This is a genomic window from Pseudomonas sp. S1(2024) (genome assembly GCF_046557535.1).
The window spans coordinates 246,915-259,728 of the sequence record NZ_JBKGFP010000001.1 but is presented as its reverse complement, the minus strand read 5'-3'; the positions used below and the strand labels follow the sequence as shown (position 1 = coordinate 259,728).

Below are 12,814 nucleotides of genomic sequence, written 5' to 3'. Positions count from 1 at the left end.
ACGCCCATGAAAAACCCCATTTTCGGCACCTCCCTCTCCATTGAACTCAAGCCCGAGCGTGTTCAGGTGGTCAGTCAATTTGCTGAAGCGGCATTGGGTGTCGCCAGGAGGCATTTCCAGCATTTTCGAAGCGTTTTTGAAATGACGGACGAGAATGGCGACTGGGATGTGAATGCTTATGATGAGTTCATCGAAAGCCAGCAAGGCATCAAGTTGTTGAGTCAGTTTTTTGATCGCGGGGTGCTGGACATCGCCACGCTAGTGCTTGCTGACAACGTCCAGTTTGTGGATGAATTCTGGCGGAATTTCGCCAGCTTTGAGCTTGATGAGCTGCGCAAGGATCTGATGCAGTACGGGCTTCATGGCTTGCATTTTCGCAGCAATATGCCCACTCAAGACCACCGGCTGGCGGCGGTGAAGTTGCTTTCACAGCGGCTGTTTGACCTGCAGTCAGAGGCCTATACGGAGGATCCGTGCTTCCCGCTGGGGGCGATGTCGTGCCTGATCAAGCAGGATTACGAGGAGGAGTTTGTGTACGCCAAGCATGTTGAGGAGGGTGCTGAGCTGGCGGATGGCGTCCCACGGGCGAACAAACATCACTTGAACGCACTCCTTGACCTGGGCCTTGAGACCACGGAGGGCAAACCATGGAGTCTTGAGTGTGCTGTGGACTATTTCCTGACCTATGAGGGGATGTACGACTACAGCACGCTGAAAGAGACCCTTCACCCGCAGAAACTGGCGAACATGATTGAGCTTGGGTTTAAGTGTCTCGTCTACAATCGTGGTTATCACCTGAAGTCGATGCACGGTGATGCATGGCTGACGGATTTCGAGCTGATGAAAACGATTGAGCCTACGATCGACCGGCTGATGACCCCGTTCAATTCCTCCTCTGAGTTCAATCAGGCACTCAAACGCCAGGTGTTGATCAACCTGTTCAGCGCATTTCCGTCAGGACTTGCCCTATTGGACGCTCAACCGGAAGAGCTTCAGGGGGTTATTCTTGACCCAGTGCTTCGAGGCCATCCTGACGCGGCGTTTTTCGCCAACACCCTGGCTGGGCCTACCCATCTGTTTGCTGGCAACCGATCTACCCCCAAGGAGCACAAAGCCACTCAGGTGGTTGAATTCCTGCAGGCAGCCGGCTACCCGATTCACATCGACATCGCCTGCAAGGGTTGGCTGTCCACCCTGGGCCAGACCGGAAATCTGATTGATCACGCCGAAGGCAAGTCTGATGTTCTGGACGCGTTTTTCAGTGAGTCGCGTACGCTCGACGATACCCCGTTCGGGACAGCCCTCAGCCTGCTGACGCCCGAATACCTGGCACATTACAGCGATAGTGCCGTGATCAACCTGATCAAGGCGGGTGCGCAGATAAGCTGTCCCGAGGCTGGGTATCTGACCTACCGGCGTGCGTGCGCAGCCATCGACTTGCGCGACTTCTTCGCCGCCAGGGCCGACTTGATTCCAGTCGTGCTTAGCGCACTGGAGAAGGACGACCTGATCAGCATTCACGCCTTCAAGCTCTGCGGGTTCGGTAGGCGCGAGCTGACCCTTCTGGATAATCCGCCCGACTCGCTGAATGAGCATATCCTTGGCGGTGACCTCGGCCTGTAGCCGCTACCCAGGCGCTGGACGTGGGATTTACGGCTCTGCCACACTTGGGTTAATAGCCTTTACAGACCTGGTCAGCCAGGGGCAGGAATTTTGTGAGCCAATTATTCAAGAACGGCCAGACCTTCGAACTTACGGCTGAGCGGGAAGCGCTCTTCGAGCGCTTTGCGTCCGGCGTGCTAGCGTTTGCCGCAATTTCCGGCTACGAGTGCGAGTCTGCAGAGGAACTGTGCGCGGAACACACCCACATCTTTCGCGCATTCGTTGAATCAGACGCGGGACGCGAGCTGCTTTCGCAAATTCATGCGGGTGGAGCGCTCGACTTTTTCACCCTGTATGTGAATGACGCCAGGCCCCATGACATCAAAGACGAATGGCTGGAGTATGAATCCCCGTTCAGCTTCGCTGATCTGAGGGAAGACATCGAGAACCACGGGCTTCACAGCCTGCATTTCCGCATGAACCTCACCGACGAAGAAGGTCGCAAGTGGGGCGTCACCACCATTTCACGACAGCTCCACGACTACTTCGGCGATACCTGTCCAAATGACCTAGCATTCCCCTTGCACAGCCTGTCTTCCTTGATCATGGAGGACTATGACCATGAACTGAAACTGGCAACCGACGCAGTGCGAGACCTCGAAGGGGATGACACCGACCACGAGTTCACCAAGAGCGAACTCAACGCGCTCCTCAACCTGTGTGCTCGGGTCGATTTTGAGCCGGAACAGCCTGATGCACTGGACACAGGCATGGCCAAGTTCATGAGTGGCAGGGGGCAGTACGAAATGGAAATTGCCGCCAATACATTGCCGCGTGACCTGCTGGCGGATCAGGTCGAGCAGGGGTTGCTGGCCATGGTCTACAACTACGGCTACCGCTTGAAAGCCACGATGCCTATCAGCAATTTTGAGCTCAAGGAGGAGGTAGAGCCCGTCATCGACCACCTGCTTGAGCAGTTCAAAAGCTCTCCGGAGTTCACGGCAGCACTCAAGCGCCAGGTGATGATCAATTTGTTCAGTGCCTTCCCGCGAGGCCTGGAGATGTTTGGCACCAAGCCCGAGGAACTGCAGGGGGTGATCCTTGATCCAGTGCTCAAGACCCATCCCGATGCGCAATACTTCCTGAAAACCTTGATGGGGCCCGTGGCATTGTTCCGCGCCGACAAGTCCGCCGTCGAGGAGTGCAAAGCATCCTCGGTGATCGACTTCCTGACCGCAGCCGGCTACCCGATCACGGTTGAAACGGCGAGCCGAGGCTTGCTGTTCGATCGCCCTGAATTCAGCGCCCTCATTCACCATGAAGGCGGCCAGTCCGCCGTGTTGGATGCCTATCTGGCAGAGGATCGTCCAGCCGACAAGATGCCACGCCATGTCATCAGGGCGTTGTTGCGCCCGGAGTACCTGTGCACGTACAGCGAGCGGGCCGCACTCAACATCCTACGCACAGGCCTGGATTTGCGGGCGGCTGAGGCAGCTCTCGCCCGCTTGCCCAAGCTTCACCTGAAAGGGCTCTTTGCCCAACGACCTGAGTTGGTTGAGCAGGTGCTCGATCATTTGTGGAAAAATGACCTGCTGACCCCAAAGGTCTTCCGGGAGCTTGGGTTTGATCACAAAGAGCTGCGGCTCTTGGGCTCCCGCGCCCCAGACAGCCTGGCGGAGCATGTTTTAGGTGGAGAGCTTGGCTTGTGAAACTAACTCAGTTGTTCTGCACTGTACCTCACGAGCAATTCAAGCCTTCCAGTCAAAAAGGCCAGCAGGCGTTCCTGGAGGCAGTCAATCTTGCCTTGGGTGAAGTGGCGCCCATAAACACGTCGTTTGACAGCCTGGTCGCTCTGCATCAGCAAGAGTCTGCGGCGCTGGCGACCGTGATCCAGGCGTTGAACAGCCAAGGGCATGCCTGGATGGAGGCTACGCACAGGCTCGACTTCCAGGCCGCTTGGGTGCTCGATGGCGGCCAACTCTCGGACATTGTCAATCTCATGCAGGTTACGGACAAGGAGTATGTGCGCAACCTGGCCGAGGACTGCATCAATCTTGGCGCTCATCACCCGCTGCTCCTGATTGGATTCAAGGACAGCAACCTGTCACTTGCTGGAGCAGGCAAGATTCTGACCAGCCTTTTTCATCCCTCAGGGGACTGTTTCAAGACCGTCGAGGCGCTCGGGACAGACATCGATCGACTCACATTGGGGGCATTCGAACATGCGCCGGAATTGAAGGATAAGCCCGACATGGCCTCGGCGCTGTACCTGAATCAGTTCCACCCAGGCACGCAGCGCCCGGTTGGTGCGGTTGACCTGAGCTTACTTGCCTGCTCGGTCTATCACGGTTTCCTGGAGGATCCCTCCAGTGTTGATTATGCAGTGCGCCGGACGCTGAATGTGTTGGTGTACACCCCCCACCTGCAGCTCAAGGCCCGTGGGGTGGGCACGATGGAGATTGCACAGTCTGCCCAGTGTGTGATGGACGCCATTGAAGCCTACATCGGTGTGCGTCTCAGGATTGCGGAAGTGGAGGCCAAGGCATTCAACACTGCTGCCCTGGCCAACCTGTTCAGCCCTTTCCCCAAGGATGTCGCGTTACTGGGTATCAGCGATTATGCTCTTCACGGCCAGCCAGGATTTGAGGGGCTGCCACGAGGCCAACTGGCGATCACGCTGGAAGGCCCCTTGGGCAGTTTTTCTGGCACGGACGATCATAACTCCATGGGGGTGATTGCCGAAGGCTGGGAAAACGCAGGCTATCAGGTTGATCTGAACAAGGCCTTGTTCTCACTGCTGCAAGAGCACGAGAGTTTTCCCACCCTGGTCAAATACAAAGAGACCTGTGAATTTCTCGAAGGATGCCTGCGTCGGATTGTTGCCGATGGCCCTGTCGATGACGAGCTTACCCAATTCCTGAGCAATCACATTTCACTGCTCAATTTCGAGAAGCTGCCCGCCGAGTCCCAAATTGGCTACCTGGGTATTCGTGTGCACGACTTCCTCGCAGGGAGGTGGTGGGACGATGATTCGCAGCCCGAGAAGAACATGTCTTCTCAGCTGAAGAAGCATCCGGCGCTCATCCCCGATTTTTTAAGCTACCTGGATCGGCATGGCCAGTTGGACGCGCAGGTGCTGGCGTTTGCCAAACTTGGGGCCGGGGTACTGGACGAGCTGGGCGCCAGGGCCAGTGACCGCCTCAAGGAAGATTACCTGGCGCAGGATCTTGGGCTCTAATTAACGGAATCGAACGATGTCGCTAACCTCTGTATTTAAAAATTTCAGCCCTGATGCCTTCAGCGATCAATTCAGCATTGAAATGCAATTGATGACCCAGGAATTCAATAGTGAGCTGATGTGGGCTGCAGGCGGTTCATTCGGTGATAGTCCGCGCATAGGCTCGCTCTTGGATCTGAGGGAAAAATCCCCCAAAGTGTTCGACCAGGTCTGTGGTGAGCGCAAGTCGGGGCACGGCCAATTGCGTGACCGCAGTCAAAAGTTCTTTGAAAGCCCCGAGTTCCAGGCAGTATGGCTGCTGGACGGCGCGGAGTTCACCCCTCAGACCCTGCCACTGCCCCTGTGGAGCAACCTTGTCGAGAGCTTGTGCAGACAGGGGGCACATGGCTGGTTCTATAAGATGCCCTTCAAAGACCCTGCCCTGGCCTTGAAAGCCGTGAACAACCTGATTTCTATGCTGCTGGATTCACCCTTTGCGCTATCGAGCCTGACGTGGCTGGGGAGCTCGCCATGGCGCCGAGAAGCGTTTTCCTCGTTGCAGGGGTTCAACGTCAATCCAGAATTCGCTGTCGACACTGACAAAAGACTCAAACGGTGGGTGGCGAGTTATTTCACTGAGCAAAGCAATGGGGAATCCCCAGACCTTCGCCTGGCACTGCGCGAGTGCGTGTACAACGAAGCACTGCGTTTAAAATCCCAGGGCTATCTGACCCATCAGGTGGTGCATCGACTGAGCGAGCGGATCAATCTTATATTTGACCAGTTTTTTGGAGACAGTCAGTGCCTTCCTGTGGGACGACTCTATCCGCTGTTCCATCGCCAGGTGTTGATCAATGCTCTGGCCGCATTCCCCGAAGACCTGGCGTATCTGGATGCCTCCACCGCCGAGTGTTACGGGCACCTCAGTGCCTCCTCTTCTGACGATGATCGGCAATTGATTCGATCGATGATCATCCAAAGACCGACCTCGCACTTGACAACGGTGTTCAACGGCCCCGCCTTCATGATTTCGGATGTACAAGAAGCGTTCACGCCGTATCACGTGGCCATGTCTCTGGAAGACAAGGGGGTACCAATTGACCTAGACCACATCTTGACCGGGCACCTCAATAACCCGAAGTTCACGAACAAGGCGATTGTGTGCGATTCGCGGTGGAGGCACTGCAAAGCTCTGGAGAATTTGTTCGCAAGCCTCCCTCATTTTCACGACAAATCAACACCTCAAGCACGCAAGATCATTGACTATGCCACCCTAATTTGTCCCCCCGAGAACTATTCGACGGCAGCTAAATTTGGCTTCTTGGTCGGTTTGATCGAAAATGCCAGATTGAAACTGGCAGCGGGTGAATCACTGTCCTGTCGGCATCATCCCGCCGACGAGTTCCAGGATGATGCGCCACTATGGGACGAGGTGCTGGGGTATTTGCAGCGCACGGGCCCTATGGATCAGCGTCTGCTGAAATGGTGTGGGTTCGGCAGTGACGTGCTATCCAAGCTATCCGCTGAAGATCAGGAGCGCGTGGCCGAGCATTACCTGGGGGACGACCTGGGCCTGTGAAGCTAAATGATAGGCGAATCGAATGAGTCAAGGCTGTGATGAGGCCCATACATTGTGCTGACGAAGGATGGCTCACACCAATGGGGATGGATAAGTTCTACTGAAACCGAGCGTGTTGAACAAAAAATCGAAAGCATTTTCCGCGTGGCGGCCTGTCTTGAGGCCCCAGCTTCTTCAGCCATTCGGCGTAGGGCAGCCGGTTGTGCAGCAGGAACTGCAGGCGGCCTGGAAAGTCCGGTGATCCCTTGGCATCCCAAATCGGCATACCCGTCCAGCCGGGCTCACCCATCCCTCGTACCGCTAATTCCAACTGGAGGGGGCTTAACGCGTTTGAGCCTATGGCCGGGGTCATGGGGTAGTTCACCTTTCGATACGGTTGAATGGCTATCAATATAGCGGTAAATAGGGCCATCGCCAACCCAAAGGGCAGTCGGAACTTTACCCTGAGGACGCTGATCTGCCAGACTTGAAGTACCAAAGGGCGCTAGGAAGCGCCACCCGACCTCAAGGCACAGGCTGATCATGAGCAACTCCCTCTTCCGCAAAGCTTCGCTGCACATCCTTCCGCCCGAACGGGCCCAGGCGCTGGAGCAATTTGCGGCCAAAGCTATGGAAGCGATCGGCATGTCTCCTGGCGCATCTTTATCAGACATGGAGGTTGAGGACTTTGACTTGCTGACTGAGGTTAAGGGGTTACTTGACCCGATTTTCAATACGCGAGGGTGTCTCGATTACGTGGCGCTGGCTGTTGAGGAAGGCATCGACATTGAGCAGCACTGGGAGATGCTGCACAGCGGCTACTTCTCCAGCCTGGTGGACGAACTTTACAACTACGGCTTGCACGGCCTGCATTTTCGCATGGGCATTGTCGACCCCCAGGTGCGCCGCGACCTGACCCTGAAACTGGCTGACGCCATCGTGCTGGCAACGCCGCAGGAAGGTTACCTGGCCACATCGATCGACCATCAGCCGCATTTCCCGATCAGCGCCCTGTCGTGTACGTCGAGCGCCATGGCTTTACGAATCGAGCGTGAATACGTGTGCTGGCACCAAGGTATTGCTGCGCACATTGAGAAAAACCCCTATCGCCCCGAGCAAACCGCCGCGCTGCGACACATTGGCGGCCCCGGAACCGCCGCCGACCAGGTTGTCCAGGAGAAGGCCATTGACCACTTGCTCAGCGAAAAGGGCAGCATGCCGTTTTATGCCCTGGGTGACAGCCAGCGGGCGATCCAGATCGAGAAGGCCCTCCACACCCTGGTCTACAATCGTGGCTACTGCATGCGCACCGAAGGCGCCTCGTGCGAGTCAATCGCCGAAACAGTGAAGCCGGTGATCCAGCACCTGCTCAGCAAGATCGATCTGTCGGAACAGCTGTGCAAGGCCGTTGAGCGCCAGGTACTGGTCAACCTGTTCAGTGCCTTCCCCGAGGGGCTGGCCATGCTTCAGGCGCAGCCAGAGGAGCTTCAGGGGGTACCGCTGAACCCCATGGTGCTGACGGATCCCAAAGTGGACTGCTTCAAGCATACCTTCTCAGGCCCACTGGAGCTGTTCAGGGCGGCCTCCACCACGCCCTATCGGCATCGGGGCACCCAGGTGATCGAGTTCTTGTCAGCGGCAGGCTATCCGATCCACCCGGACTTGGCCTTTGGTGGCTTCCTCTCGGCGACGAAGCTGCATGATGACCTGATCTTGAATTGCCATGGTCACTCCAAGATCATTGAGGAGGTGCTGCTGCCTGAGCACATTCGGCAGCTCCAGGACGTGGGGTGCAGAATGGAGGTCAACCAGTTTACCCCCGTACTCATCCGCCATCTGGCCAACCCCGAAATCCTGCGCCACTACGGTGACGCCGCCACCCTGATGATCATACGCCTGGCGCTGCCCATGGCAGGCGAACGGGATTTGCCGCCGATTCACCAGGTGTTCAGGGCTCGCCCTGGCCTGATCGAGCCGGTGTTGAACATCATGGTAGAAACGTTCTACCTGTGCAACCAAACCTTCGATTATTGTGGCTTCGGCGGCAAGGAGCTGAAACTGCTGGGCAGCCGAGCACCTGAAAGCATGCTCAGCGACTACCTTGAGAGGGATCTCGGACTATGAAACTGCAGTGCTTGTTCTCCGAAGTACCCCTCGATCAGTTCAGTCAGATCCACGAGGGCTGCCTGAGCAAGTTCTACGTCGCACTGGCCTCCGAGCTCCACGACCCACGCCTTGGCGCAGAGGAGCCCGTGGCGCGCAACCTTGCGCATGCTTATCAACTCAATCCGGGGGTCGTGCGGGAATGGGTCGAGACGCTCAGTAAGGACAGCCTGCTGCTGCGCACGGTAATTGCCTCCTTGGGCTTTCAAGCGGCGCTACTGCTCGATGGTGGGGAGCTTGGAACCTTTGATTTCGACAGCAACAGAAAGCTGGATGCGAAGAATGCCTACCGCTGCGGGGCGCATTACCTGTTCTTTGCCATCGGCTACAAGAGCACGGAGCTGGCCCTCAAGGGCGTCAGCCACTACCTGCACCATCTGTACGACGATGTGGATTACACGCACGGCTTGTCCGCCGACCAATCCATCTCCGGAAGCCTGTCGTTGCATGGGTTCCTTGGCAAACCCTGGATCCCCTCGAATCTTTCCACGAGTGGCATGCAGGTCTATGTCGACAATTTCCTGACCGCCCAGCGCATCAGCGGAGCACTGCTACCGGTCAGCCCCACGTTGGTGAGTGACACCCTGAAAGATTGGGGGCGAATCACGGACATGGAACCTTTCGAGTTAAGGTTCCTGCTCAAGCACTTCGTCTACAATCCGGGGATGCGTTTCAAGGCGCAAGGGCGCCAGCAAAGCGAGATTGTCGCCCACCTGGAGCCGGTAATCGACCAGATTGTGCAACAGCTCGACGCCCTCTTGCCAGCACGGCAGATGGCCAAATGGAGCTCGCTCTTTCGGCGCCAAGTCCTGGTCAACCTGTTCAGCCCATTTGCCTCTGACCTGGCCATGTTTGACGTACAAACCCACGAGCTCATGGGTCACCCTGATCTTGTCGACCAGGACATTCCTGTGCTGCTTGAGGACACGTTCAAGGGGCCGCTGTGTGTGTTCAATCAGGGCTATGCCGGCGATATCTATGCCAACTACCAGCGCCTGGAGCTGCCCCTGGATATTGACATGGTGCTGGCAGGCACCCTCGCCAATGGCGACGAGGCCTACGAGGTGCTGTCGGAAATAGGCCGCAGTGACACCACCGATCGGTTGCTTGCGCAGTTCCTGGAGCAGGGCCCCGCAAAAACCCCTGAGATCGGTGTACTGCTGAGCCTTCACGGAGCGCTCGACATCCACAAGCACGGTGAGGCTGGCCAGGTGGCGCTGCTCGTTCTCAATGTCATGCTGACCACCCAGGCCCGCGACAGCGCGCCCTCTGGCGATACGAGCATGGACTGGAAAGACAAGTTTCTGGGCGTTGCAGCGGTGATCAGGCAGGCGCCAGCGCTGGGTGACTTGCTGCTGACCCACCTGGAGCGCCATGGGCTTCCGGATGCAGAAATCCTGCTGTGGTGCGGATTCGACAGCCGGATTTTGCGCAAGCTGAGCAAACCAGCACCCGAGGCCTTGAGCGAAGCCTTGTTGTGCACAGACCTTGCGCTATGAAGCTCAAGGGGCTGTTTCAAGCCATACCATTTGGGCATTTCAGCAGTCCGCTAAAAGCCAAGCTGCGTCAATTGCTGGATGCAATCAATGGGGTACTCAATGACATCGGGGGTGATGAGCATCTCCTGCTGCCATCCCTTTTTGCAGCGCATGCGTACAAGCCCGACCTGGTAGTCCAAGCGTTGAATGCCGTTGCCTCAGACAAGCAGGGGCGCGCAGAACTGTTGTCCAGCCCGATGGTTCAAGCGGCATGGGCGGCTGATGGGGGCCATCCCGACGTGCTCCAGGGCTACCGGGTCAGCAGCGATGCTCTGCATGCCATCGCCGGAGGTGCGCACCACGCCTTGCTGGCGCTGCATGGCTTGCACCATGGCCTGAAGGATGACGCCCGAGCGTTTGCCCTCAAACATTTTCTACGTAGCCTTGAGCTTGATCGGCAGCATGACCCCGCGCTGTTGAGTGTGCTGTCGCTTAGGGGTTTTCACGGTGAGTTCGTTTCCCCTCAGAACGTCACGACGCACGCCGCAAGGATTTACCTTGAGGCTTATTTCCCTGGCTTCCAGAAACCCAATACACTGAGACCATTGAGCCCGACGCTGGTCAATGACTTGCTCAAGGCAACGGGCCGATTGCCAAGCAACGATGTGCAGCGATGGCTGCTCAAGGTGCTGGTCTACAATCCGGGGCTGCGCTTGAGAATGGCGGGGTTCGATTGCGACCAAGTGGTGGAGCACTTGCTGCCCGTTTCGATGCAGATCGTTGATGCCTGGCAACAGTGCGGCGAACACCTTCTGTCGAGCACCGAGGAGCGTTTGATTGAACGCCAGTCAATGATCAACCTGGCCTATCCTTCGCCGGAGCATCTAGCGGCTTTGCAAGTAACCCCGGAAGAGATTCTAGGCCATCCTAATCAAGACAAAGATCACCTGCCCGCTTGGGCGAAAGAGACCTTGCAGGGGCCCTGCAGAGTATTCAATTTCCTCCAGGGTACTGAGGTCGAGCCTGGATTCGATCGGGCACAACTACGTGAACGACCCCAAAGCATTCTTCGTCAGCAGGTGGCTCAGCTGAAGCTGGCGACCTCGCTGCTCAAGGAACATCAGCGCAGTGACATGACTGACAGGATGTTGGCCAGGGCATTGGAGCAGGGGGGCTTGCATTACCCCCATGCCGATGAGCTGCTATGCCTGGTACCTCACCTGCGACCCGAGCTGCACGAGGCGCCAGCTATCACGGGCCTGGTGGTGATGATGATTGAGGCGCAATTGTCCCAGTCAACGCTGAAGGGGCGTAAGCGAATCGCGGTGAATTCGAACACCTTTGGGAGGCGAGATTTTCAAGCGATCAGGCAATTGATAGCAGCTAGGCCAGAAGTGCTAGGGGGGATGGTCGAATATCTGGAGCGCAATGATCTGTTGAGCTATCCGCTGCTCAAGGCTTGCGGCCTGGATAGCAAGGTCTTGCAGAGCTTGACTGTACAATGCTCTGGCACGCTTGCAGAAGAATTCCTATTGGACGATCTGGGTATTTAATTGGATATCTGATCCAGCGCCGACCTGCGACGTTCGTGCAATATTGAATCCCTTTCAACCTTCGGCGTGGGGCAGGCATGGAACCGTTCCGGTGTAATAATGGCATCGGTTGATTCCAGTGTATTGCGGTTTCCAGTCCCCCGGATCCGCAGCTACCTTGGTTTCTGCTGATCGTCTTTTTGCACGGCCTGATCACTGGCATTGCCCTTGCGGTAAGTGCAATGATCCCCCAGGTCTTTACGGATCCTTCACGTCACACGCCTAGGAGCGCCGCTGCCTGTATTGCGCAAATGCCTTGGAAGATTGCGATGTCCGATGCATCCAGCCTTGATCGCATCAAACAAACTTACAGCAGAAGAAAACCCTCGGGGGAGTATTTGCTCTCGCCACTCAGAACGACAGAGAGCACTATTGCCGTCAGGCCCATTCTGGATCCAGAGAGGGCTCTGACAGAATGGCTGTTTTTTCCTTGGCAAGCTGCGCTGCGAAATGCTCCCTGTAACCTTCTATCACCAACAAGACGGTGTCTCCCGTCAGCAGATCTGGGACACTCTGAATTGACTCAAGGCCATTCAGGTGTCCTTTGAGGGTATCGAAAGCTTCCTTGAGTTGGGGGTCGCGCACCTTTTCCCGAAGCACTGGGAACTCCCCTTCGTCTGTGTTTTCAGTGCCCACTTGCTCGATCTCAATCGCATGGTGTTCCAGCGCTGAAAGCGCTTCGCCGAAGTGATGCCGGATCTGCTCAAAAAGGTCTTCCGAATCCTCAATGGCGCGCTCATCAATGGGGAGCAGTAGATCGCTCAGCAAGGCGCAGCCTTCAACCAAGGATTTCTCAGCAGCTGTGTAAGGATAGATCTCGTAGCTCATGGTAACTCCTTGTTGGATCGATTAGGCCTTGCGGATGGGCAGCGGGGAGGGCACCTTGCCGTCCAGGTAGTCACACAGGTAGCTGCGCACGCCCTCGGGATTCAACAATCGGCCCCAGGAGCGAATGGCGTAGGTGAAGTAGTTCTCGCCGATCTTGTCGATTTGCATCTCATAATCATTGATCAGCTGATCAATGTAAAACGCAATTTTCGAGCGCTGCAGGCCCGTCAGTTCAGCGATGTTGGCGATGGTTGCGTCTTGCAATCGATCGATTGCACCGGCAGTCAAGAAGAAGCGGGCAGGGTGGGCCTTAGGTAGATGTGGTTTTTTTTGTGCTGCTTCAACGGTCATGGAGATGACCCCTTTTGCGACTAGA

The 12,814-nt window shown here is 56.5% G+C and carries 9 protein-coding genes; 7 read left to right on the top strand and 2 right to left on the bottom strand.

Annotation, left to right across the window (positions count from 1 at the left end; genetic code table 11):
* Positions 1 to 6: 6 nt before the first annotated feature.
* The 7 genes from ACLCGK_RS01340 (at position 7) to ACLCGK_RS01310 (ending at position 11,571) form a co-directional block, all read left to right on the top strand.
* Positions 7 to 1,623 (top strand): hypothetical protein, encoded by a 1,617-nt coding sequence (locus ACLCGK_RS01340; RefSeq protein WP_410950967.1) that lies wholly within the window; start codon positions 7 to 9, stop codon positions 1,621 to 1,623.
* Between the two features lie 92 nt (positions 1,624 to 1,715).
* Complete coding sequence (locus ACLCGK_RS01335) at positions 1,716 to 3,311, top strand: hypothetical protein (RefSeq protein WP_410950966.1); 1,596 nt, start codon at positions 1,716 to 1,718, stop codon at positions 3,309 to 3,311.
* Positions 3,308 to 4,840 (top strand): hypothetical protein, encoded by a 1,533-nt coding sequence (locus ACLCGK_RS01330; RefSeq protein WP_410950965.1) that lies wholly within the window; start codon positions 3,308 to 3,310, stop codon positions 4,838 to 4,840. Before ACLCGK_RS01335 ends, ACLCGK_RS01330 begins: the two co-directional genes overlap by 4 nt.
* Before the next feature lie 16 nt (positions 4,841 to 4,856).
* The gene (locus ACLCGK_RS01325; protein WP_410950964.1) at positions 4,857 to 6,398 is read left to right on the top strand and encodes a hypothetical protein; all 1,542 of its coding nucleotides are present in this window, start codon (positions 4,857 to 4,859) and stop codon (positions 6,396 to 6,398) included.
* 522 nt (positions 6,399 to 6,920) lie between these two features.
* The gene (locus ACLCGK_RS01320; RefSeq protein WP_410950963.1) at positions 6,921 to 8,501 is read left to right on the top strand and encodes a hypothetical protein; all 1,581 of its coding nucleotides are present in this window, start codon (positions 6,921 to 6,923) and stop codon (positions 8,499 to 8,501) included.
* Complete coding sequence (locus ACLCGK_RS01315) at positions 8,498 to 10,039, top strand: hypothetical protein (RefSeq protein WP_410950962.1); 1,542 nt, start codon at positions 8,498 to 8,500, stop codon at positions 10,037 to 10,039. The genes ACLCGK_RS01320 and ACLCGK_RS01315 overlap by 4 nt, the downstream gene beginning before the upstream one ends.
* Complete coding sequence (locus ACLCGK_RS01310) at positions 10,036 to 11,571, top strand: hypothetical protein (protein WP_410950961.1); 1,536 nt, start codon at positions 10,036 to 10,038, stop codon at positions 11,569 to 11,571. The genes ACLCGK_RS01315 and ACLCGK_RS01310 overlap by 4 nt, the downstream gene beginning before the upstream one ends.
* Before the next feature lie 417 nt (positions 11,572 to 11,988).
* On the opposite strand, the gene ACLCGK_RS01305 is transcribed toward ACLCGK_RS01310, so the two are convergent.
* Positions 11,989 to 12,438 carry a hypothetical protein gene (locus tag ACLCGK_RS01305; protein WP_410950960.1) on the bottom strand — a complete coding sequence of 150 codons (450 nt, stop codon included), beginning with the start codon at positions 12,436 to 12,438 and terminating at the stop codon, positions 11,989 to 11,991.
* A 21-nt stretch (positions 12,439 to 12,459) separates the two neighbouring features.
* On the bottom strand, positions 12,460 to 12,789 hold the full coding sequence (locus ACLCGK_RS01300; RefSeq protein ID WP_056799079.1) for a hypothetical protein: 330 nt from the start codon (positions 12,787 to 12,789) through the stop codon (positions 12,460 to 12,462).
* Between the last annotated feature and the right edge of the window lie 25 nt (positions 12,790 to 12,814).